Source organism: Shewanella sp. SG41-4 (assembly GCF_014164505.1).
In the GTDB taxonomy this organism is placed as follows: Bacteria; Pseudomonadota; Gammaproteobacteria; order Enterobacterales; family Shewanellaceae; genus Shewanella.
This window is the reverse complement of record NZ_JACJFI010000043.1, coordinates 1-23433: the sequence shown is the minus strand read 5'-3', so window position 1 is coordinate 23433 and position 23433 is coordinate 1. Positions and strand designations below refer to the sequence as shown.

Genomic DNA, 23433 nt, shown 5'->3' with positions numbered 1-23433 from the left:
TAGTGTCGGTAAAAACACTAGAGTTGTCGAAGCAAACTAAAATCAGCGACGAAACTCATTTTGGTTTTCACTATGTTGCACCTCAAGGTGATTTTCAATTAGCGATGCCTAAGCATTGCTGTGACAACGCAGTTCACCTTTTGCTTTCAATAATAACTGGATATCTTGTTCGATCGTTTGTTGTAAGCGACTAATTTGATTCTGGGAATCGGTTAGCTGGTTAGTGGCAGCTATGGGTTCCATTGCATCTTGTTCTGCTCGAAGAGATGGCGTCGTAAACACTGACGAGGTGAATAATAATAACGTAAGTAAAATCCGTAGCATGGAAAGTCGTCCTTTGGCTCTGAGTTGCGGCTATGATAATGGAAAAATCCTATAGGAGCCAAGTACAGTAATTGGTTTGGTAATTTGTTACACTTGCCGCCATTATTGAACTGAGGAAATAATCATGTCGCTGCAATGTGCTCATTGCTACAAATCTTTTTCAATTGCGAAGGTAAAAGACAGTCGCGGTAAAGGTTTGTCAGTAGAAGTTCAGTGCCCTCATTGCGATGCATGGCTTGGGCATAATAAATATTTGTCAGTTGTTAAAATAGTAGGTTTTTATGGTGGCGTGATTGCTGCCGCAGTAGGTTATTTTGTTGAGGGTGTTGGATTTATCACCACGCCATTGGTTATTTTAGCCGTTATTATGGTTGGCTTATCGCATATTATGGATCACTTACAGCTGATTGAAGCGCCTGAAAATGATCCTAGTGCAGAAACTAGTGCGAAATAAGTGAGGTTATTTAACCTCAATCACTTGGCTTTCAAGTGATGCTTCAACATAGTAAATCCCGCCTAGCACGACAACCCCAACAATGATCATGACTAAAATGATGCCAATGTTTTCTTTAATAAATTGTGCCATGGTGTTTGTCCTGTAATGATGATGTTTTACACATCCATTATGGTATGGGTAATAGCTTAAGCCTATCTTAAAAATAACGACTTAGTCATCTATTAGTTGTTAATGCTAGTTGCTAATGATTGTCTTTGTGAATGGGTTGTCATGAATTGTCACAATCTAAGTGTTGCTTTTCAACAGTGGTCTTTTACACTAATGCTCACTTTATTAACTTGATGGAGTTGTGCTGGTGAGTTCCCGCATCAAAATAAGACAAACTATTGCAATCTGGCTCAGTGCCATTTTGATTGTGTTGTCTGTTGCTGCCTCTGCACACTCAGTTAAACATCTCGATGACGGCGTACAAAATCATTGTACCTTGTGTTTTCATCAGCATCAGCTTAATAAAATACTTCACTCTTCCCATTTGGTGTTTGCCGTTTCTAAGCAAACGTTTGAGCGCCAACAATATACGCTGCCTTTTTTACTTAGCGTATTTCAAGCTTACTACCAAAGCCGTGCCCCACCAGTATCTCGTTAGTCCAACATTGTAATAATTTATTTCCCGTTATCTGTCGGTTTATTCTAAACCCAGGTAGTCGGCTACTTGTTGTATTTTGGAGATATTATGTCTGCGTTAAACACACGTGTTTCGTTATTGGCACTGGCTTGTGCTGTGAGTTCGTATTCTGCAATGGCAGAAGATTCTAGTTTAACTAATCCTAGTATTAGTGCGGTGCTCGATGGTTATTATCAAACGGGTGACCGCCCATTAGCTGAGCGTGCAGAAGGTTTTGGTTTAGGTGAAACTGAGTTGGCATTAAGTGCCAACATAGATGAAATGTTTTACGGTAAAGTGACTGCGGTTGTTGAGTCTCATGACGGTGAAACAGAGCTTAATTTAGAAGAAGCCTTTATTCAAACATTAGCAATGCCTTACGGTTTATCGGTTCGTGCGGGTCGATTTTTATCGGATATTGGGTATTTAAATAATCAGCATTTACATACCGATGCATTTACGGATCGTCCAGCGGCATATCGTGCATTTTTAGGTGGTCATTATTTTGATGATGGTATTCGTTTAAATTATGTGGCCCCAACTGATCTCTACTGGACTATGGGCGTTGAAGCGTTTAAAGGCGAAAGCTTACGCGCTACAGATGAGCACGCAGAGCGTGATTTTGATGATGTTGGCGTGTATACCGCATTAACCAAAATCGGTGGTGACATTGGTATCGAGAGTTCTTGGCAACTAGGATTGAGCTATTTGCGTAATCAGAATGGCCAAGCTTATGCCGAAGACGAGCATGAAGACGAAGCAGCTGATGAAGGACATGCTGAGCATAGTCATAGTGCATCTTACACAGGCGAAAATACCTACATTGCTGACTTTGTTTATAAGTGGGCACCGAATGGTAATTACAAATATCAAAACTTAACCGTCAGTGGCGAATATTTTAGAGTTACTGACATTTTTGGTATGGAGCCTGGACATATTCTTGAGGCAGATCATGAGGACGTTAGTACCGATGACTATCATCAAGGTTGGTACGTGAGTAGTGTGTATCAATTTTCACCAAGTTGGTCTGCTGGGATTCGTTATGGACAAATTGATACTAATGAAATCCATGAAGATCACCTCGACCCACAGAAATTAAAAGAGTCAGAAGTCAGTCTTGCTTGGCATAGCAGTCATTTTTCGACCGTGCGTTTGCAATACACTCATCAGACTGGCACTAATTTCGATGGTTTTGAAGATGATAATATCTTTACTTTACAATATGTCATGTCATTAGGATCTCACGGTGCACATCAATTCTAAATTGCTTTTAGCAGTGACTTCAATGTCGCTGCTGTTTACCGCGACAGCTAAAGCGGAACTGAACGTGTTTGCATGTGAACCTGAATATGCCGCATTAGCGCAAACTTTAGCGCCCGATGCTAGGGTGTATTCGGCCACCACAGCGATGCAAGATCCACATCAAGTACAAGCAAGACCAAGCTTGATTGCTAAAATGCGCCAAGCTGATTTGGTGGTGTGCGCAGGGGCCGATTTAGAAATTGGTTGGCTGCCAATGTTACAAATGAAGTCTGCTAATCCTAAGGTTCGATCAACGGATAAAGGCTTGTTTTTTGCCGCAGATCAAATTGATACCTTAGATAAGTTAACCCAAGTAGATCGTTCAATGGGCGATGTGCATGCAAAGGGAAATCCTCATTTGCATTTAGATCCCTTGCGGATGTTGACCGTTGCGCAGAGCTTGAGCGCTAAGCTTACTGAAGTTGATCCAGAAAATGCCAGTCGTTATGCCCAGTCGTTGAGCGACTTTAGCCAACGTTGGCAGGCTAAAATACCGCAGTGGCAAGAGCAAGCTAAAAACTTAGCCGGCAAAAAGGTCATCGCTTATCATTCGAGCTTCCGTTATTTATTTAATTGGACTGGAATAGAGCAAGTGGCAGATCTTGAGCCTAAACCAGGCTTAGCACCCACCAGCAGCCATCTAGCCTTATTACTTACTCGTGCTGAAAAAGGCGATGTAATGGCGGTAATAGTGGCATCATACCAAGATGAACGAGGGGCTAAATGGTTAGGTGAACGCGCAAATCTGCCGGTATTGGTGTTACCGATGTCGGTAGGTGGTAACGAGCAGAGTAAAGACTTAATCAGTTTATACGATAGTTTGCTAACGTTATTGAATGGAGTGAAATAACACTATGTTTGATGTCGAGCTACTGTCTATCTTGTTGCCTGCGTTAGCGGCAGGGCTATTAGTGTTATCAACTCATGTGTTGTTAGGTCAACAAGTGCTTAAGCGTGGCATTATCTTCATTGATTTGGCTATCGCTCAGGTTGCTGCATTGGGGGCAATCGTATCGCACATAGATCATAGAGTAGAAGAGTTACCGTTTGCTCATGTATGGATGCCGGCGTTGTTTGCATTGGCCGGTGCTGGTGTTATCGCTTGGATGGCAAAACGCTTAGTCGGTGAGCTCGAGGCATTTATTGGTTGTTTTTATGTGCTCAGTGCGGTGGCGGCAATGTTATTGTTAGCCAATGATCCTCATGGCGCTGAGTTATTGAAACAATTAATGTCTGGTCAAATATTGTGGGTGAGTTGGTCTCAATTAGCATTACCTGCAGTGGTCTCTGCAGGTATTCTTGGGGTGATCATCGCTAAACCACGGATATTAGATGGTGCTGGTTTTTACTTTTTATTTGCATTAGTGATTACTTTGTCGGTGGAGTTAGTAGGCGTGTACTTAGTGTTTAGCACGCTTATTTTACCGGCATTGGCATTAAATAAGTATCAAGGTAAAACCAAGTTAGTGTGGGCTTATTGCGTCGGCATAGTGGGCTATATTGCTGGGCTACTGTTGTCTGCTAGCTACGACTTGCCGAGTGGTGCCGCTATTGTTGCAACGTTAGCATTAAGTGCATTGTTATTTAGAATGCTACTTAAGCTACGTTCACCGGTGTCAGCACAACAACCAGCTAAATAATTATCTGTTATCTAGCTTTATATAAGCTTCTGTCATATATACAAGTTATTCTGCCCCAGATCACAGGGGCAGAGTATTTCAGCGTACATATGTAAACAAAACGTTGAGTCCCTAGACTAGCATCGTTATACTGACGCCAATTTTATTGCAGGAGTATGCTGTGCTGCTTATCGCTCGTTCAATCATTCTCGCCGTACTTTTATTTTTACTCTTTGTATTTTCGATTGTTTTTTGCCTTGTACGGCCAATGCATCGTAATAATGTACATGTAATTGCCAGTATCTTTGGTTCTGTTGCACCAATATTAGGCATTAAGGTCATTAAACGTGTTCATCCTGTAAGTGCTACATCGGAACCTTGCATTTATCTTGCGAATCATCAAAATAATTTTGATTTGTTTACTCATACGTCAGTGGTACCAAAAGCGACGGTTAGCTTAGGTAAAAAGAGCCTGGCGTGGATGCCGCTATTTGGTCAAATTTATTGGTTATCAGGCAATATTCTTATTGATCGTAAAAATCGTCACAGTGCTTTTGATACTATGGCTAAAACCGTAGAAAGAATGAAGAATAAAGGACTGTCGGTATGGATATTTCCTGAAGGAACTCGTTCTCGCGGTCGTGGATTGTTACCGTTTAAAGTGGGAGCATTTCATACAGCAATAGCCGCTCAAGCGCCGATAGTACCAGTATTAGCTTCGTGTCAGAGCCACATTAACCTTAATCGTTGGAACAACGGTGTGGTGATTGTGGAGATGATGGAACCTATCCCAACGGCGGGCTTAGATAAAAATGATGTTAAAGCGTTAAATGCTAAGGTGCATCAAGTTATGTCGACGCGTTTAGTTGAATTAAACAAAGAAGCAGAAGCATTAATTCAACAAGCCAAAGCTTAACAATGTCATCGTTAGTCAAACATCCGTCAGAAGTTCGCAACTTGTGTCAGTTTGGGTATAATTGATTAAATTTTTACGAGTCCTATTTACGGAGTAATCCATGTCTGTTGAGCGTCAGTTAAAAGAGCAATTTGCTGAGAATCTTGAAATTGTTGATGCCTTACTTGCTGATGGTTCAGAGCCTGATGCGGAATATACGATTGAACATCATTTTTCGGCGACAAATTTTGATCGTTTAGAAAAAGCTGCTGTTGATGCATTTAAGCTTGGTTTTGAAGTGAATGATGCAGAAGAAATGGAACTTGAAGATGGTTCAATCATTTTCTGTTTTGATGCCATAGCCAAGCATAAGCTAGAAGTGCCTTTACTGGATAAAGCATGTGAACAGTTGATTCTTGTCGCTGCCAAGCAAAAAGTAGACTACGACGGTTGGGGTACTTTTTTTGTCGGTGATGAAGTTGAAGGTGAAGGTGAAGAAGACGACGAAGATTATGACGAAGACTTTGAAGATGATGAAAATGAGTCAGATGATAAATTTCACTAACTAAATCGCTTGTCTAATTCCATAAAAAAACGCTCATTATTGATGAGCGTTTTTTTATGACTGATGAACAGGTTTGAACACTGTTTATTTATGAATAATGCTTTTGTTACGACCTCCTTGCTTGGCAACATATAAAGCTTTATCAGCACCTGATAACCAGGTTGAGCTATTATCTATTTCGGAATCTAAATCGTTAATTCCCAGACTCACTGTGACTTTTATCAGGCGGTTTTCGAATGCGACTTCCGACTCTTCAATGCGCTTTCTTAACCGTTCGGTAAAATGGAGAGCTTCTTCTGCGGTGGTTTTTGACAGTACGACCCCAAATTCTTCTCCGCCATAACGCCCCGCGCAGTCTGTGTCACGCAGTGCTTGCTTTAACAAATAGGCAATATGTTGGATCACTTTATCACCGGCAGGGTGGCCATACTCATCGTTTATGCGTTTGAAGTTATCAATATCAATCATCACTAATGATGCGGTATCACCGTAGCGTGAATAACGATCAAATTCGTTTTCCATGCAAATTTGCCAATAACGACGGTTATGTAAAAGGGTTAAACCATCGGTTTGACTAAGTTGTTCAAGTTGCTCATTAGCCGCTTTAAGTTGCAGCTTATTAACCGCAATATCGGTCACATCATAGACAATAATACTGATATGAGTGATTTGCCCCGTTAATGAAGCTAATGGAAGTAGGGTAATATTTTGGTACATAAAATCGGCTCGGCCAGTCACTGGTCGATAATTTTTAAACTGGAATACGTATGGGCGCTGTTCCCAACTAATAAATGTGCGGTTTTTCAGTAAAAAAACCGATTCCATTTTTTGTTTTAACCAACTAGCCGGTAAGTCAGGAAATTTTTCAAATAGATTACTACCTTTAATGGAATTGGGTGAAACACCACTGTGGTTTTCCATAAAACCGTTCCAAAGTTGGATATTATAGTCGCGATCGAGCACAACTAAACCAACCTCAATGGTTTGCACCATATCGATTAGCCAGTGGAGTTCGTTCATCGCACTTTGATCATTTGACATAAAAAGTATCCAACATTAGTCGAGTAAATAGCCAAGCTTGTAGTTCAGCGTAGGAATTGAGTCTTCAGTAAATAGCAGCAAAAGATCACATTCAATATTGTAATCTTCTATTCGATAGTTAATTTCCATCGCCAGAGTTCGTTGCCATTTGTCAGAATTATCGTGAATGAGCTCGTTTACACTGCAGTGTCTGCCAAGTACTACTGGGTGGGTTTGACTGAATTTCATGTCGAGTTGTTCAGAAATACCATTTAAAAATGCTCCAATGAGCACATTACCTGTGTCCATCATCACTTCTATTTCAGTACTTATGTCGTTTGGGTTTTCTAAGCCCATTAACTTTGCCATATCTTCAAAGCTAGAATCATGGAACAGCAATAACGCTTCACCCGCGATACCTGCACCAATAAAGCCCTGGCAAAGCCCTGAGACTGTTGAATTTCGTTCGGTGGCTTTTAACGCCATCGTTAATTCGCTGACTTCAAGTACATTAACATTAGGAATTGGTAATAGTACGAATACATCCAGAAGCTTGGCGAGTAAGTCTGCAGCTCTACCCATCGCCACGTTGGCGATTTCTTGACATGCATCACGCATATCAACTTTCATCATTGGGGCTTCTTCTGTTTTACTGCCCTGGGTAAGGGTCAAAATACCGTACTCTTGCAGAATATGGCTGATGGCCTCTGCACTAACGGGTTTTTGAATAAAGTCGAGGGCACCTAATGCTTTGACTCGTTCATGAGCCTTAATTTGAATATCACCAGACACTACAATAATCAGTGCCGGTAAATCTTGTTGTTGCACAGCTTGAAGTACTTCGTAACCATCCATAACTGGCATGTTGAGATCGAGAAACACAATCTCACCTTTACCCGCGCGAATGATATCAAGGCCTTCCGCGCCATTGGTGGCGTAGCTAATTTCAACGTCCCAATCTTTGGGGAGGGTTCTTGCCATTTGTTTTCTGGCGAGTGCAGAATCGTCGCATATTAATATTGGAATGGTCATTGTTGCTGGTCTTCCTTATTTCGCCTTTAAGAAAAAACTCGTGAATACAAACGCGAGTGGTACGAGGCGGATAGTTATTATTATAAGACTATTTACAGCGATTTTTTTTTCGTTAGCTCATTATACTTATTTGCTTACAATATTGATAACTTAGTTTTAACATTTAAATCACTGAATATAAGCAATTGCATAGCATGCGCCAGCCATTCCACTATCTAACCTAGGTTTAAACCAATCAGGTTTGATATTTTTCGCCTAAACATGAATACAGGATATTTATGTTTATACACTATAAAACATAAGGCTATCACTCAATATTATTTTTAGAAATAACATGACAATATTTTGACCACTGTCGAGTATTTGTCATGTTATTACTATTCGCCAGATAGTCCAGATATGTTAGTCTAAAAACTGGACTGACCAGTAACAGGGTGTTTCATGGAAAGAGAGTTAATAAAGTTTACGGTAGATAATGGCATTGCCCATGTTTGCTTAAATAGGCCCAGTAAAATAAATGCGCTTAATGTTGAAATGTTTACCGCGATTGATATGGTTATTAAACAGATCCGGGGTGATAAACGAGTGAATGCGGTTATTTTATCCGGCGCCGAAGGTAACTTTTGTTCTGGCTTAGATGTGAAGAGTGTCGCGAGTTCACCCACAAGTGCATTAAAGCTTTTATTCAAGTGGTTGCCTGGTAATGCCAATTTAGCTCAGCGTGTATCTTTGGGGTGGCAGCGTTTACCTATTCCTGTTATCGCGGTTTTAGACGGTTGTTGCTACGGCGGTGGAACTCAAATAGCGCTAGGTGCGGATATTCGTATTGCAACGCCAAACTGTAAGTTGTCGATCATGGAAGCAAAGTGGGGACTGGTGCCAGATATGGCTGGTTTGGTGGCATTAAGACAAATTATGCCGAAAGACAAAGCGATGATGTTGACCTATACCGCGGATATTTTAACTGCCGAGCAAGCGCTGGAGTTAGGTTTGGTGACTCAAATAAGTGATAACGCTTATGAGTGTGCCACTGCATTGGCTCAAAAAATCATCCGCACTTCCCCGGATGCTAATGCAGCCATTAAACGCAGTATCAATCAAAGTTGGACCGCTTCGGTGCGCAGTCTATTAGCGCGTGAGTCACTAAGCCAAATTCGATTGTTATTAGGTAAAAACCGTGTGATTGCTGCGATTCGACAAACAAAAAATCCAGATAAAGCCTATCGCTCTCGCCAATCTTGGTGGTAATGAGCTGTTTTCGCTAATGGGCCGTTCTCGGTAACGGCTTCGCTGAATATATTATCTTCCGATTACCGTTCTGGAAAAGCCTTCTATTTGATCGAGGGCTTCTTCCCAGCCACTAGGGCTGCTTAAGTCTAGGCTCATTTGGTATTGGCGATAATACTTAGTAGGTTTAACTTGATTGTAATTGAGCCGAGTAGGCGCTTGTTCAATTGAATTTGGATGTGCATCAGCAGATTGAATATCAAGAATAGGGATCGACATGGTGACTAATTGTTCAGCGATCGATTTACGCTGACTTTGCGGATCAATTAAGTACTCGAACTCGCGATAAGCATTGACGATGATTAGCACATCAGGGGTGGGGATTTTTTTATCATAAAGCAGATTCGTGACCATGCCTGCCGTGTCATCAATAACAATTAGAATCTTGCCTCCAGGGAACAAACTGGTGGTTGAGGTTAATTGGTTTAGGGCTTCGTTTAGATTATTTTGCTGAAAATTACGCAGCTCAAGTAACTGAGATGACTCATACTTTGGAGTACTCTTATTGCTGGTTAATTGCAGTTGTTCGGTGCCTGCTTTAGTCACTTCTTCAGGTTTTGTCGCATAGTTAGGCCGATATAGCCCTTTAGCCGGCGTTAAGCTAATACTTGCCCAACCGCGGGAATTAATATTGGTTCGTAAGTAGCTGGCTAAGCCTGCAGCATCTGCATCGGTGTCAGAGGCGGCAATAATCATCGCCGAACCAAAGTGTTTTTTACTCTGCCAAGAGCGCACAAGCACTTCACTTTGTTTACCATCAATAGTGATAAATTTAATTTCATCGGTAGGCAAGTGGCTATAGGGCTGCTGTGCCTCTGCGCTAGGCGCTGCCAGCAATATACTTACCGTTACGATCAATAATTGACTCAGTTGTCCTAGTTGCACGATTACCTCGAGCGAATAACATCATAATGCGGTTAGCTTAATGTATAACGGTAAATAAAAACAATGCCCTGATATACAGGGCATTGGTTACACAACATTATTAATACAGCAATACAGCATTGCTGAATGTTTGTTAGCCGTTATACGTGGCTGACAAGCACCATACGTATTGCATCAAGCTGTAATTGACTGTTGTCCATGTAGCCAGTTATCTCGACCATTTGATTACGAATATATTCTAGCTCGTCTTCACGGATGTTCGGGTTTACTGCTTTTAGGGCTTCAAGTCGTTCCAGCTCGCCTGTAAGTTGCTGTGTCATTTTGGCGCGAGCATCTACTACTAGCTGCGTTAGCGACTCTTTTGCATACTCTTCACCTTTGGCCAATAACGGATGCAAAATAGGCTGAGAGGCATTGACAAGCTTGCTCGCTATGTGGCGGTTTACCGCACTTAGCTGTTTGTCAAAGCTGGCGTAGTCCACTTTGTTTGCCATGTTAATACCATTTTTATCCAGCAACACTCGGATGGGTGTCGGCGGTAAGTAACGGTATAACTGTGTCGATTTTGGCGCAGAGGCATCGGCCATATAAATTAATTCTAAAAACAAAGTACCCGCTGGAAGCGCTTTATTCTTTAGAATTGCCACACTGGTGGTACCCGTTTCTGAGCCGGTGATTAAATCTAAGCCGGTTTGTACCAAAGGATGCTCTTGGGTGATAAATGCAATGTCATCACGAGACAAAGCGGTTTCACGATCAAACGTCACAGTGATACCGTCTTCATGCAACCCAGGATAAGTAGGGAACATCATGTGTTCACTAGGGCGCAAAATGATCGAGTTTTCACCGCGATCTTCTTGATCGACACCAATAATATCCCATAAACGAATGACCGATCCGATGAGATGAGTATCGTTGTCGCTGTCAGATAAACGCTTGATTAATGTATTAGCACGCTCGCCACCGTGAGAGTTGATCTCTAGCAGTTTATCGCGGCCTTGTTCCATTGCTTGCTTAAGCTCTTTGTAGCGATGCTGCGTGTGATTCAGCAATTGAGTCATCTGGTCTTCATCATCGTCGCAAAGTACGTTAATGAGCTCATCAGCAAATTCACTAAACAACACATGGCCACTCGGGCAGGTGAGTTCGAATGCATTGAGTCCTTGGTGATACCAACGCATCAATCTTTCTTGAGCGGTATCGTGCAGGTAAGGCAAATGAATTTGGATATCGTTTTGTTGACCAATACGATCTAATCGACCAATACGCTGCTCTAACAAGTCAGGGTTGAGTGGCAAATCGAACAAAATTAAATGACTAGCAAACTGGAAGTTACGTCCTTCAGAACCGATTTCAGAACAAATTAATGCTTGGGCGCCGCCGTCTTCTTGAGCAAAGTAAGCGCCGGCTTTATCGCGTTCGATAATCGACATATCTTCATGGAATACCGTAGCTTGAATACCTTCGCGGGTTCGCAGAGCTTCTTCAAGGCTTAATGCGGTTTCTGCTTGGCTAGCAATAATCAGTACTTTTTTACTGCGATGCGATTTTAGAAACTCAATTAACCAGTCTACCCGTGGATCAAACTTCCACCAGCTGGCACTGTCGTTTTCAAAGGCTTGGTAAAGCTTCTCAGGGCTTAATGCCTGCGCTGCTTTAGCCAGTGGTTGCTTGGCACTGCCCATCATGGCGTTAACGCGTTCAGCGGTCACGTACTGCGCAGGCATGTCATGTGGGTATGCATTAAATAAACGCTTCGGAAAGCCTTTAACTGATGCGCGGCTGTTACGATAAAGTACGCGGCCAGTTCCATGACGGTCGAGTAATTCTTGGAGTAATTCTTGACGTGCCGCTTGTTGTGATTCGGCATCAACATCTTTTGACTGGATCAAACGAATGCTTGGCTCGATGTCTTTCTCGCTTAGCAACTCGGTTAAGCTATTAATGGCACTGTCGGGTAATTTTTTATCCTGACTTAATGCTTCAGCGGCTTCGGCAACATCTTTATAGCTTGCTTCTTCAGCTAAGAAAGCATCGTAATCATAAAAACGATCTGGATCGAGTAGACGTAAACGAGCAAAGTGGCTTTGATGACCGAGTTGATCTGGGGTCGCGGTAAGGAGTAACACACCTGGAACCACTTCACTTAATGCTTCGACGATTTTATAAGCGCGACTAGGAGCATCTTCTGACCATTCTAAATGGTGAGCTTCATCGACAACCATTAAGTCCCAATCAGCATCTATAGCTTGTTCAAGACGTTTTTTCTTGCGCAGTAAATCAAGTGAACAAATGATTAACTGTTCGGTATAGAACGGATTGTCATTGTCGGCATACGCTTCTACGCATCGATCTTCATCAAACACTGAAAAGCGTAAATTAAAGCGGCGGAGCATTTCAACTAACCACTGGTGACGTAGTGTGTCCGGCACAATGACTAAAATACGTTCCGCACGACCTGTGAGTAATTGCTGATGAATAATTAAGCCAGCTTCAATGGTTTTACCTAAACCGACTTCATCGGCCAGTAGTACGCGCGGGGCGTAACGGCTACCGACTTCATGAGCGATCCACTGCTGATGAGCAATTAAGCCAACGCGTGGGCCTTGCTGGCCGAGTAAATCTGAAGTGGCTAATTTGTGGCGCAATAACTGACATTGATAACGCACCCCAAAACGTTCTAGGCGGTCAATTTGGCCGGCGAATAAACGATCTTGTGGTTTATTAAAGCGAATGTTGTGGCTTAGCATGGTCTCACGAAGACTGACTTTTTCTTGCGTCTCGCTATGAATACCATGGTAAATCACTAATTGATTTTTTTCTTCAAGCTCTTCAATGGTGATACTCCAACCTTCACCGCTTTCGACAGTGTCACCTGGGTTAAAAATAACTCGGGTTAAGGGAGCTTCACTGCGAGAAAACATCCGGTTTTCTCCAGTGGCAGGGAATAGCAGCGTAACCATGCGGCCTTCAACTTGAACGACTGTTCCTAATCCGAGTTCTGACTCGGTATCACTTATCCAGCGTTGACCTAAGGCAAACGGCATCTTCTACTCTCATTTATTGCGTGAAACAAAAAAGGGGGCGTATGTTAAACCAAACCCATCCAGATTGAAATTCTAGCATTGATTTATCGTTTATATGTTCATTTTTACACCATGCTGACATGTTAGCGTCACATTGACGTCATAGTGTGAAACAAAGGTGATGATGACATTGGGTTCTTACCCGACAAATGACCTATTTTATTAAGGCAAGCATTGCTCATGGCAATGGCCTTTTTTCAATAGAGACTTTAATTATCCCCTTAATGTTATACGTTTAGTTAAATGATACTGATATCTACTCATTGAGAGCACTCTGGAGGCACCATGCAACAAAACGACAAAAAGTTGTTTGTACTGGATACCAACGTGTTACTGCATGAACCTTTAGCGATATATTCGTTTAAAGAACATGATGTAATTATTCCCATGACAGTGTTAGAAGAGCTCGACAGTATTAAGGATCGCAAGCGAGATGTGAGTCGTGATGCACGAGTTGCCATACGTGCATTAGAAGATATTCTTGGTGGTCCCACAACCCCGGAGCAAATTTTAAAAGGCGTAGCATTGCCTACTCGCGAAGAACATTCTCAAGTTTCTGGTCACTTATCGATTTTCCCAGATCATCAAATAGAGTTTATTAGCGGCTCGTTGCCTAGTGACAATAACGACAACCGCATTATCAACACCGCCCTGCATTTACAAAAAATCCATTTTCCCCGCACCGTCGTGTTAGTCACCAAAGACATTAACATGCGCTTAAAAGCGAAAGGTGCAGGTATTGAGCGCGTAGAAGATTACCGCAGCGATCAGTTAATTGATGATGTGCGCTTTCTCGCCAAAGGCTTTTATCAATTCCCTGGGGATTTTTGGCAAAATGTCGATAAAGTCTCCACCGAACGTAGAGGTTTACATACGGTTCACCAAGTACCATTAGAACATCTTGGTAATGAAAATTTTTACCTTAACCAGTATTTAATCGATGACAGCTCAGATTTTTGTGGCCGAGTGGTCAGTAAAACCGATAAACATTTACAGATGATCGATCGCGGTCGTGATCGCTTATTACATCATGAAGCGTGGGGTATTAACCCAAAGAATATTTACCAAGGCATGGCACTTGATGCTTTGTTAGATCCTGATATCGAACTGATCATTTTGACCGGACCAGCAGGTTGCGGTAAGACATTATTGGCAATGGCGGCGGCATTAGAATTGGTGGTTGAGCGTAAGCTGTATGACAAAATTATCGTCACCCGTAATACCCCAGAGATTGCTGAATCGATAGGTTTTTTACCTGGTAGTGAAGAAGAGAAAATGACCCCATGGCTAGCTGCGATAACCGATACCCTAGAAGTGCTGCACAAAAATGATGTAAATCCCGTAGGCAGCGTTAATTACATAATGGAAAAAGCCAACATTCAGTTTAAATCGATTAATTTTATGCGTGGCCGATCTATTCAAAACTCGGTGGTGATATTGGATGAATGTCAAAACTTAACCGCGTCACAAATCAAAACCATGATCACCCGTATGGGCGAGGGCACTAAGCTGATTTGTAGTGGTAATTTAGCCCAAATTGACTCAACGTATTTAACAGCGGTTACGTCTGGATTAACTTACATAGTGGAACGTTTTAAAGACTTTGAAGGCAGCGCCAATATTTATCTGAATGGCGTAGTGCGGTCTCGTTTAGCGGAGTTTGCTGAGGAGCATTTGTAACGGCTTTTCTTACTAAGGACATCGCTCTCGTCATCATTGTTATATCCTCTATAAATACATAAGGTTACACAAGGTAACCTTATGTATTATCTATCGCCTACAATAAACCTTAAAATTTGTAGTCTGTATTACTTGCAGGTTGGACAAGTATCTCAGGAGCCATTAATACATGTGATTGAGCTTATCTTCCTGATATCATAATCATCACTGTTATAATTGCCATTTTTGGTGTTATTCGTTAAACAGCGCGTCTTTTTTTTTCGCTGTATCAAGGGTGGTTAATGAAACCGACTGAGCCAGATTTACAACTAAAATCTCCTATTCAACGTAATTATAACCGAGCGGTGTTCTACACCTATATCGGGGTAATTGTGATGGCTTTGCTGACCGCTGGCATTATGTTTGAACGTCAAAAAGAGCAGCAAATACAACAGCGAGAAGAACAAGTTGCACGTCATGTGATGCAAATCGACTTATTGCTTGAGTCGAGTATTCGCGCGGTAAAAAGTTTGCGGGATGTAGCGGTGGATCATTTACGCTTGGGTGAGTTTGTGCGTAAAGAGCGCTTACCGGAGTATGAAAAATTTAATGAAGATGGCCAGTTCTTCACACTAGAACCCAATTATGCCAACAGCGGTGTGCCGTTTACCAATATGGGGCGCATTACTGGCGCTGGCTCATTAAATGATCGTAGCGAGAGCTTTTATCAAGAGCTTGAAATGCTATTTGAATTGTCATTATCCTTCCCTGTCGCCAAAGAGGCGGCCCCTAAAGCCTCGTCGATTTATTATATTTCTAACCGTCGAATGATGTCATTTTATCCATGGGAAAATAATGATTTACGCTTTAGAGATGAGCTGCTCAATAAGAAACAATTTCAATTATCAACGCCTTCAATGAATCCACAACGCAGTGTTTTTTGGAGTGAGGCATACATCGATTCGGCGCATCAAGGTCTTATTACTACGCTTGGTTTACCGGTATATCTAGAAGATGAGTTTATCGGTTCGATCAACCTCGACATGACGTTGTCATCGCTAGATAAACAAATTCGCACTTACTTTAAAATGCCTGGTACGGTGATTTTGCTTGATCAGCAAAATAATATTTTATCTCACAGTGACTTTGATTCTAATGAAATGAATAAGGTTTACCACATTAGCCAGCGAATTCCGGCGGAATTACATTCCTTATCGGAATCTGAATTGTTTGATGCCCATGAAGGCATTTTGCGCAATGGATATTACATTCATAGTGTTGCACTGCATAACGCGCCATGGCGGTTACTGTATTTACAAGATGAAGATGATTTATTTAAAGATTCGTGGGACAAGCTGCAACTGAGTTTTCTGTTAGTGGTATTGGCTTTGTCGCTGCTGGTTACCATAGTGCATTGGCAAACTCGCAGAGCATTCGTTAGCCCCGCTTCACGCTTATTAACTCATTTAGAAGCCTGTTCACAAACGCCTATCCGTCCGCCAGAGAAAATTACCCGTGGTTGGGAGCCGTGGTTTGCGTTAGTCAGCCGTATTTTTGAAGAAAACCGCCAGTATACCCTTCATCTCGCCGAACAAAATAAACGTCTTGATAACTTGGTTGCTAGGCGCACTCAGCGTTTACGTGAAACAACTGAGCGCCGTGAGCGAGAGTTTGCACTGTTACGATCATTAATCGATTCGATCCCGGAAGCGATCGTATTTAAAGACAAAGAAGGCAAATACTTAGGCTGTAATAAGTCCGCTGAAAGAATGCTGGGCTATACCGAAAATGAGATTATTGGCTTAACGTCATCAGAAGTGGTGAGCCCAGAGCAAGGCTTGCGTATTGGCGAGGAAGACAACAAAGTTCTGACCCAGCAGCATTCATTACGTTACCAAGAGCGAGTCAATATTGAAGGTAAACCGGTATTACTCGATACCTTTAAACTGCCGTTTTACAATCGCCGTGGCGACCTATTAGGTTTGATTTCTGTTTGGCGCGATATCACCCGTGAATACGAAGCCGCTGAACAATTACGTATGTCTGAGCAACGTTATCATCTTGCTATGGATGCGGTAGAAGATGGTTTGTGGGATTGGTACATTGACTCTGAACAGATTATTTGTAATCCGGCTTTTTATTCGATGTTGGGTTATCAAGCTAACGAGTTTCCACCGTTACTCGAATCAATAGATGAGTTGTATCACCCTGACGATCGTGAACGGGTACAAGAGTATCGTTCTCACTATGTGCGAGATCCGGTTGGCACCTATGAAATCGAATTTAGAATGCGCGGTAAAAATGACCAGTATTACTGGGTGTTATCCCGTGGCCGAGCAGTTGAGTTTTCTGATGATGGTTGCAGTAAGCGAATGCTCGGTACTCATAAGGACATTACCCGTCAGAAAAGTAACGAAGTCGCCTTGCTTGAAGCAAAACAAGATGCCGAGTTAGCCAACATGTACAAGAGCGAATTTTTGGCCAACATGAGTCATGAAATTCGCACCCCCATGAACGCGATTATTGGGATGTTGCAGTTGGCACAACGTACTAAATTGACCGTGCAGCAGCAAGATTATCTTAATAAAGCTGGTTTTTCTGCTCAATCGTTACTGCGAATTATTAATGACATTTTAGATTTTTCTAAAATTGAAGCTGGCAAATTAGAGTTAGAAAGAGTCGCGTTCCCGCTGGATAAAGTGCTTGATCATGTTATTGATATTAATGCCATTAAAGCGCAAGAAAAAGGTGTTGAATTACTGCTGTATGCGCCAGTCACCGCAGGACTTATCTTGTACGGCGATCCGCTGCGTTTAGGCCAAGTCATCGTTAATTTATTGTCTAATGCGGTCAAATTTACCCAAACCGGTGAAGTTGAGCTGGGTTGTGAAGATGTGGGTGAGCGTGATGACCGCATTACCATGAAGTTCTGGGTACGCGATACCGGTATTGGGATCAGTAAAAATCAACAAGCAATGCTGTTCGATGCTTTTTCGCAAGCTGATGGTTCAACCACCCGTAAATATGGTGGCACTGGCTTAGGGTTATCTATCAGTAAACATTTAGTGTCGATGATGGGTGGTACCATGCAAGTTGAGTCCGAACTGGGCGCAGGCAGTACTTTCAGTTTTACCATTAGCTTTGACATTGCCGAAGAGCAAGTGATCGCGCCGCTGGTGGTGCCAGAACAATTAAATAATCTTACAACACTAGTGGTTGATGACAACCCAAGTGCATTACAAATTTATTCGACATTGATGACCGACTTTAGCTTTGGTGTAGACACGGCTGACAGTGGTGAAAAAGCACTTGAGATATTGCGTAAAAAACCAGTCGATTTATTGTTGTTAGATTGGATGATGCCAGAAATGAACGGCTGTGATGTTATTAAGGCGATAGATGAAATGGTCGCAGACGGTAGCTTAGAGAAGCGTCCAATTATAATCTTAATGACCGCTTATGCTGCAGAGCCGCTAGATCATGAGTTGCAAAGAGAGTCTGTTCATGCGGTGTTACAAAAGCCGTTTAAGGCCTCGGCGCTATTTGATGAGATTATTAATGCTTTTGCCAAAGAGCCTAAGTTAAATGCAATGCCGGTTATTATTGAAGCCGAACCCGCTAAAGCCTCTGGTTTAGTCTTGTTGGTTGAGGATAACTTTATTAATCAACAAGTGGCATCTGAATTACTGAAAAGTGCCGGTTATGAAGTGGTGATAGCCGATAACGGCCAAGTGGCATTAGATGTGATTGATTCTAAACCGTTTGATGCAGTGTTAATGGACATTCAAATGCCGATAATGGATGGATTAACGGCTACCGCTGAATTACGCAAACGTTACAACAAAGAACAAATGCCCATTATTGCCATGACTGCTCACGCAATGTCGGGTGATAAAGAAAAAAGCTTAGCCGCAGGCATGAATGCGCATATCACTAAACCGATTGTGCTTACTGAATTATTTGAAACCTTATCTCATTGGATTACATATAAACATAATCATAAAGACGATTAGTATTTTTGAAAATTGGATATAAACGACAGGGAGATTAATTATGGTCCGCCGAAGTATTTCATTGGCGTTGTTGCTGGCAATCACACCAGCAACATTACTTTCTAACGCAGCAATTGCTGCCAGCGACTCAGCCCAAAAAATAATCAATAATGCTCAAGTGACAAAAGGCTTTATTAATCTATTTTACGATGCCACATCGGCACAGCTTTATTTACAAGCGGATAAACTCAATCAACCCTTTCTATTGCTGACCAGTTTACCTCATGGTGTTGGTTCTAATGATATCGGTTTAGACCGTGGCCAGTTAGGTCAAACCCGAATGGTACAATTTGAACAACATGGTCCTTATGTTGTGCTCAAGCAGCTTAATACCTATTTTCGCGCCTCCAGTGATAATGTCGCCGAGCGCCACGCGGTAACGCAAGCTTTTGCAGAGTCGATTTTATGGCGCGGTAAATTGGTTGAGGGCAAAACCGCATTAGTCGCAATTAATGATTTGGTGATTAATGATTTGCATGGGGTATCGGATGTATTAACGGCAACTAAGCAAGGTTTGTACAGCTTAGACAGCAGTCGGTCGGTGATTTTACCGCAAAAGATTAAATCGTTTGAGCGTAATGCTGATATTGATGTCAATTTAACCTTTAAAGCCAGCAAAGCGGGCAAGCAAGTTGAGCAAGTTACTCCGGACGGTAAGTTGTTGTCTGTTCAAGTGCGCTACTCCTTTGTGCAACTCCCTGATGTGGGTTATCAACCTCGTAGTTATCATCCCATGAGCGGTTATTTATCGGATGAGTATGCCGATTATTCTACCGCAGTTGATCAACCACTCACTCAACGCCATTTACTGCGCCACAGATTAGAAAAAGTCACTCCCGGTGACGCTCCAAGTAAAGTCGTTAAGCCTATTGTGTATTACCTTGATCCAGGTGCACCGGAGCCAATTCGTAGTGCTTTACTGGAAGGTGCGCGTTGGTGGGAGAGTGCATTTACTGATGCAGGCTTTATTGACGGCTTTAAAGTTGAATTGTTGCCAGAAGGGGCAGACCCTCAAGACGTGCGTTATAACATGATCCAATGGGTGCATCGCGCCACAAGAGGTTGGTCATATGGCGCAGCAGTAACCGACCCTCGTACCGGTGAAATTATTAAAGGTAATGTCACGCTTGGCAGCCTAAGAGTACGCCAAGATCATCTCATTGCTCGGGGGCTAACGGCTGGTTGGCCAGATCGTAAAGCCGCTGCAGATGCCTCCATGGCATTGTCGCTTGCCCGTATTCGCCAGTTAGCTGCCCATGAAGTGGGCCATACCCTAGGGCTTGACCATAACTTTGCGGCATCAACAAACGATAATGCTTCTGTGATGGATTATCCGCATCCGTACGTGAGTCTTCAAGGCGATAAAATAGATATTGCTACGCCCTACAGCGAAGGAATAGGTGAGTGGGACAAATACACCATAGCCTATGGTTATGGTGGCCTTACCCAGACCGAATCTTTGTTAGCTTCTACCTTAAGTAAAGGCTTTCGTTATATTGGAGAAGCGGACTCTCGTAATGCCAGCGCCAGTAATGCGTATGCCAGTTTATGGGACCGTGGTAACGATGCAGTAGCGGAATTAATACGCTTAGAAACAGTGCGTCGTAAAGCGATTGAAGACTTTAATTCAGATGTGTTATTGGCTGGAGAACCTCATGGTGAATTAGCCGATGTGTTTGTGCCCATTTATTTGCTGACTCGTTATCAAATAGAGGCCGCAGCAAAGTGGATTGGCGGGACCGATTATAGCTATCAACAAGTGGGTGCTGGCGTACGTTGGAATTATGTTCGCCCTAAAATGCAATTTGCTGCACTCGATGCCTTGTTGGCGAGTTTGCAAACCGAAAGCTTATTAGTGCCAAGTCATGTGTTACAAGCGTTAGTGCCAAAAGCGGGTAATTATCATAAAACGCGTGAAAGCTTTGGATCAAATATAGGCGTGGTAATCGATCCTGTAGCAATGGCTGAAGTATTAAGCCGTCATATTGTGGTGCAATTATTAACGCCCGAACGTTTAAATCGTGTCAGTCAGGCTTATATGGAAGACAGTCAGCAACTGTCGGTGGTTCAATTAATCGATAAGCTTGCGGCTGCCAGTTTGTATCAAGACTTACCAAGTGGTCAGGGCCTTGCGCTACAAATGCGAGTTAATACTGTGGTGATTGACAGTCTATTAAGAACCTACCATAACCCTGAAACAGCACCCGAAGTAAAAGCGCAGTTAGCGGCTAGAGTGGACTATATGACTAAGCAGCTTAAACGCCGCAGCAGTCGTGGCAGTGATTATCAATCGGCGCATTACGATTGGCTGTTTCAAGGTGTAACGAAAGGCATGACCGATGCTACTTATCGATTAATCACCAAGCCGATGGACTTGCCTCCTGGCTCGCCAATTTAAATGTTGGATGATAGTGTTAGGTGATAGTGTTGATTGATATATAACGGAAAATACGCGACCTCTATTTCGGTCGCGTATTGCTTTGTATCTCCGCAACAACGTGAAGAAACCGTTTTGGGAATAACTATTTTGTATTCGATAACATGGTTTCAGCAGCGATGACTTTAGGGTTTTTAGGATAAAAATTATCTGCTTTGCGGGCGATATGGCTAAATTGACGGGTGTTTTTATAGGGCAGTTTCATAAAACCTGAAATGCCATGGCCTTGGATTTTATTTGCGTGAGTCATAATTCTATCCAAACAGGCTCTAAATGCAGCCTGTTTGCGTGGATTTAATAAACGTAAATAACTGTGAATTTTTAAATGGTTTGGCAGTGCTTCAAAAATAATACAACCTGTGTGATGAATTTGATTTAACCACCCCAGCTCTGTCATGATTTCTGCTGGCAGTTCCAAGTTTTCTTCTGGATCTTTACCATCTTCAAAGTATGAGTGCAGCCGAGATTTGTCTTCTAAGGTGGGTACATCGCCGACTTCAAAAGGCATTTGCAGTTCACCGGTTATTTTATATTGGTGCTCGGTACTTTTTCGCTCAAGGTGTAACGTGTCTTTGGCATTAAAAAAGCATGCTTTGAACACCCCAATTCGCTTAATCCCTCGCGCCATAGTCACCATATTATTTACCGCTAACACTAATGGCTCTTTAGTGTCGGGATCATAGATGGCTAAATTAGAGTCGATAAACACGCCAGACTCTTGCCAATGGATCACCAAACCGCCGACGATAGGATATTGTGCCAAACGACCTACTGCGGCAATAAAGCCTTTTTCGGTATCGGCCATACCCACCATAAAATTGCGGTAATATTTTTCTAATTGCACATCATCCATTTTAGCAATGGGATCTTGAGTATTGTGCTCTTTCAAAAACGATTTTCGTGAACTATAACTCACGGTTTCAACCGTTTTTGAGCGCGGTTGAGCCCAAACTGGAATGTCGGGGGCGAGGGGGGGAGTGGATAGTATCGGCAAATGCATTCGATGACTGTGGCGAAGACTTTTGAGAAAATAATCACCTGCAAGATTACGTCGTTCAACATCATCACTGAGCATTGCATCGAGTGTTTTTGCCAGTTCGATAGGTAAGCCTATGCTGGTGGCTGGAATAATTTTTGTGCCAAAACGGCTAATTTGTCCTGATGCGAGTGCATACAAGGTTGCTGCTGCGCCTTGCTCGTCAAATCGAGGCGTTGATAACGCGCCACTCAGTTGATCGTCACCAATAAAATACACATCGCCCATGCGCGCGTTAGTGTGCTGTTGGTCGCTGGATAGTAAAGACATGACATTGTCATCAACTGCGCGGCCGTGTTCATCTCGCTGAGCAAATACCGCAGAGCCCCAGTCGATTAACGACAACTTGTCGGTTTCAATATCATAAACCAAGTTAGATGGCTTAATATCACCATGCACTAAAGGTTTACCCTTACGAAGATAATATAAAATATTGGCCAATTGTCTGGCAATACTGACGACCATTACCGGTGGCAAAGCGCCTAATCGTTGGCAAATTTTGTCGAGGTCTTCGCCTTGAGCTCGCTCCATTACTAAAATGCCTTGCTTACCAACCCGTTCAAATTTTATCGCCCCAGGTATGTTTGGGTGTTTTACTTGGCTAAGCATATAGGCTTCTTCTTCGAGCCTATCTTGAACACTTTGGGGTAAATTCACTCTTGAAAATTTAAACACATGTGATTGGCTAAATTCATTGATACCCGCAAACACAAAGCCATAGGCTCCTTTACCAATAAATTCAATTTGTTGATAACCCAATTTACTCAGCTGTTGCTTACACAAGCGGATCCAAGCTTTATGCTTGCGTGCATCATTGGCGCTGAGCAGGTAGATGGACTGCTCTTCATTGATATAAAAGTGTTGCAGTTGCGGTGTTTGCAAAGGTAGGCCTCCGTTGACGTTAAGTCCATTAAACCTTGATTAACCTTACTGCGGCAAGTGCTTCTTATTAAAACAACAGATTCTATCCAAACATCAGCGCAGTCTATGTGAGCATGGCAATTGTTTAGCAGAAAAATCGCAACGTATTTTTCTCTGTGCTAGGATTTTTTATGTGTAAATTGCCGCTTCCTATCTAAAAAATTACGATAAGTAAACCTTGACCTATATCAA

18 protein-coding genes are annotated in these 23433 nt (G+C 42.4%); 11 read left to right on the top strand and 7 right to left on the bottom strand.

Annotated elements, in window-relative coordinates; translation table 11 throughout:
• Positions 1-108: 108 nt before the first annotated feature.
• Positions 109-324 carry a hypothetical protein gene (locus tag H5202_RS06555; RefSeq protein ID WP_182771364.1) on the bottom strand — a complete coding sequence of 72 codons (216 nt, stop codon included), beginning with the start codon at positions 322-324 and terminating at the stop codon, positions 109-111.
• 124 nt (positions 325-448) lie between these two features.
• On the opposite strand from H5202_RS06555, the gene H5202_RS06550 reads away from it, so the two are divergent.
• Positions 449-778 carry a hypothetical protein gene (locus tag H5202_RS06550; protein ID WP_182771363.1) on the top strand — a complete coding sequence of 110 codons (330 nt, stop codon included), beginning with the start codon at positions 449-451 and terminating at the stop codon, positions 776-778.
• Positions 779-784: 6 nt separating this feature from the next.
• Here H5202_RS06550 and H5202_RS24180 read toward each other — a convergent pair whose 3' ends face one another.
• A complete protein-coding gene (locus H5202_RS24180) occupies positions 785-910 on the bottom strand; it encodes a hypothetical protein (protein ID WP_259397213.1) in 126 nt (41 codons plus the stop codon).
• A 226-nt stretch (positions 911-1136) separates the two neighbouring features.
• Between H5202_RS24180 and H5202_RS06545 the strand changes: the two genes are divergently transcribed.
• The 6 genes from H5202_RS06545 (at position 1137) to rraB (ending at position 5826) form a co-directional block, all read left to right on the top strand.
• The gene (locus tag H5202_RS06545) at positions 1137-1427 is read left to right on the top strand and encodes an ABC-type zinc uptake system zinc chaperone (protein WP_182771362.1); all 291 of its coding nucleotides are present in this window, start codon (positions 1137-1139) and stop codon (positions 1425-1427) included.
• Between the two features lie 87 nt (positions 1428-1514).
• On the top strand, positions 1515-2708 hold the full coding sequence (locus H5202_RS06540) for a hypothetical protein (RefSeq protein WP_182771361.1): 1194 nt from the start codon (positions 1515-1517) through the stop codon (positions 2706-2708).
• Entirely contained in the window at positions 2692-3597 is a 906-nt protein-coding gene (locus H5202_RS06535) for a metal ABC transporter solute-binding protein, Zn/Mn family (RefSeq protein ID WP_182771360.1), read from the top strand. The genes H5202_RS06540 and H5202_RS06535 overlap by 17 nt, the downstream gene beginning before the upstream one ends.
• Before the next feature lie 4 nt (positions 3598-3601).
• Positions 3602-4387, top strand: coding sequence for a metal ABC transporter permease (locus H5202_RS06530; protein ID WP_182771359.1), 786 nt, complete (start codon positions 3602-3604; stop codon positions 4385-4387).
• A gap of 160 nt (positions 4388-4547) precedes the next feature.
• On the top strand, positions 4548-5282 hold the full coding sequence (locus H5202_RS06525; protein ID WP_182771358.1) for a 1-acylglycerol-3-phosphate O-acyltransferase: 735 nt from the start codon (positions 4548-4550) through the stop codon (positions 5280-5282).
• Between the two features lie 100 nt (positions 5283-5382).
• A complete protein-coding gene (gene rraB / locus H5202_RS06520) occupies positions 5383-5826 on the top strand; it encodes a ribonuclease E inhibitor RraB (protein ID WP_182771357.1) in 444 nt (147 codons plus the stop codon).
• 84 nt (positions 5827-5910) lie between these two features.
• On the opposite strand, the gene H5202_RS06515 is transcribed toward rraB, so the two are convergent.
• Complete coding sequence (locus H5202_RS06515) at positions 5911-6867, bottom strand: GGDEF domain-containing protein (protein ID WP_182771356.1); 957 nt, start codon at positions 6865-6867, stop codon at positions 5911-5913.
• Between the two features lie 15 nt (positions 6868-6882).
• Positions 6883-7878 (bottom strand): response regulator, encoded by a 996-nt coding sequence (locus H5202_RS06510; RefSeq protein WP_182771355.1) that lies wholly within the window; start codon positions 7876-7878, stop codon positions 6883-6885.
• A gap of 441 nt (positions 7879-8319) precedes the next feature.
• Here H5202_RS06510 and H5202_RS06505 point away from each other — a divergent pair, with 441 nt between their 5' ends.
• Positions 8320-9126 carry a crotonase/enoyl-CoA hydratase family protein gene (locus tag H5202_RS06505; protein ID WP_182771354.1) on the top strand — a complete coding sequence of 269 codons (807 nt, stop codon included), beginning with the start codon at positions 8320-8322 and terminating at the stop codon, positions 9124-9126.
• Positions 9127-9177: 51 nt separating this feature from the next.
• On the opposite strand, the gene H5202_RS06500 is transcribed toward H5202_RS06505, so the two are convergent.
• Both H5202_RS06500 and rapA read right to left on the bottom strand, forming a co-directional pair.
• Entirely contained in the window at positions 9178-10050 is an 873-nt protein-coding gene (locus H5202_RS06500; protein ID WP_336244783.1) for an alpha/beta hydrolase family protein, read from the bottom strand.
• A gap of 140 nt (positions 10051-10190) precedes the next feature.
• Positions 10191-13097 (bottom strand): RNA polymerase-associated protein RapA, encoded by a 2907-nt coding sequence (rapA, locus tag H5202_RS06495; protein WP_182771353.1) that lies wholly within the window; start codon positions 13095-13097, stop codon positions 10191-10193.
• A gap of 324 nt (positions 13098-13421) precedes the next feature.
• Here rapA and H5202_RS06490 point away from each other — a divergent pair, with 324 nt between their 5' ends.
• The 3 genes from H5202_RS06490 (at position 13422) to H5202_RS06480 (ending at position 21245) form a co-directional block, all read left to right on the top strand.
• Positions 13422-14816, top strand: a complete 1395-nt coding sequence (locus H5202_RS06490) for a PhoH family protein (protein WP_182771352.1) — start codon at positions 13422-13424, stop codon at positions 14814-14816.
• A 281-nt stretch (positions 14817-15097) separates the two neighbouring features.
• Positions 15098-18808, top strand: coding sequence for a response regulator (locus H5202_RS06485; protein WP_182771351.1), 3711 nt, complete (start codon positions 15098-15100; stop codon positions 18806-18808).
• A 40-nt stretch (positions 18809-18848) separates the two neighbouring features.
• Positions 18849-21245 (top strand): zinc-dependent metalloprotease, encoded by a 2397-nt coding sequence (locus H5202_RS06480; RefSeq protein ID WP_182771350.1) that lies wholly within the window; start codon positions 18849-18851, stop codon positions 21243-21245.
• A gap of 124 nt (positions 21246-21369) precedes the next feature.
• Here the strand turns inward: H5202_RS06480 and H5202_RS06475 are convergent, their stop codons facing one another.
• Entirely contained in the window at positions 21370-23202 is a 1833-nt protein-coding gene (locus H5202_RS06475) for a protein kinase domain-containing protein (protein WP_182771349.1), read from the bottom strand.
• Positions 23203-23433: the final 231 nt, after the last annotated feature.

Bases quoted from the DNA above. Each gene is read 5' to 3' on its own strand.
- H5202_RS06540 (WP_182771361.1), top strand. From the start codon at position 1,515: ATGTCTGCGTTAAACACACGTGTTTCGTTATTGGCACTGGCTTGTGCT.
- rraB (WP_182771357.1), top strand. From the start codon at position 5,383: ATGTCTGTTGAGCGTCAGTTAAAAGAGCAATTTGCTGAGAATCTTGAA.
- H5202_RS06550 (WP_182771363.1), top strand. From the start codon at position 449: ATGTCGCTGCAATGTGCTCATTGCTACAAATCTTTTTCAATTGCGAAG.
- rapA (WP_182771353.1), bottom strand. From the start codon at position 13,097: ATGCCGTTTGCCTTAGGTCAACGCTGGATAAGTGATACCGAGTCAGAA.
- H5202_RS06490 (WP_182771352.1), top strand. From the start codon at position 13,422: ATGCAACAAAACGACAAAAAGTTGTTTGTACTGGATACCAACGTGTTA.
- H5202_RS06505 (WP_182771354.1), top strand. From the start codon at position 8,320: ATGGAAAGAGAGTTAATAAAGTTTACGGTAGATAATGGCATTGCCCAT.
- H5202_RS06485 (WP_182771351.1), top strand. From the start codon at position 15,098: ATGAAACCGACTGAGCCAGATTTACAACTAAAATCTCCTATTCAACGT.
- H5202_RS06515 (WP_182771356.1), bottom strand. From the start codon at position 6,867: ATGTCAAATGATCAAAGTGCGATGAACGAACTCCACTGGCTAATCGAT.
- H5202_RS24180 (WP_259397213.1), bottom strand. From the start codon at position 910: ATGGCACAATTTATTAAAGAAAACATTGGCATCATTTTAGTCATGATC.
- H5202_RS06555 (WP_182771364.1), bottom strand. From the start codon at position 324: ATGCTACGGATTTTACTTACGTTATTATTATTCACCTCGTCAGTGTTT.
- H5202_RS06510 (WP_182771355.1), bottom strand. From the start codon at position 7,878: ATGACCATTCCAATATTAATATGCGACGATTCTGCACTCGCCAGAAAA.
- H5202_RS06480 (WP_182771350.1), top strand. From the start codon at position 18,849: ATGGTCCGCCGAAGTATTTCATTGGCGTTGTTGCTGGCAATCACACCA.
- H5202_RS06530 (WP_182771359.1), top strand. From the start codon at position 3,602: ATGTTTGATGTCGAGCTACTGTCTATCTTGTTGCCTGCGTTAGCGGCA.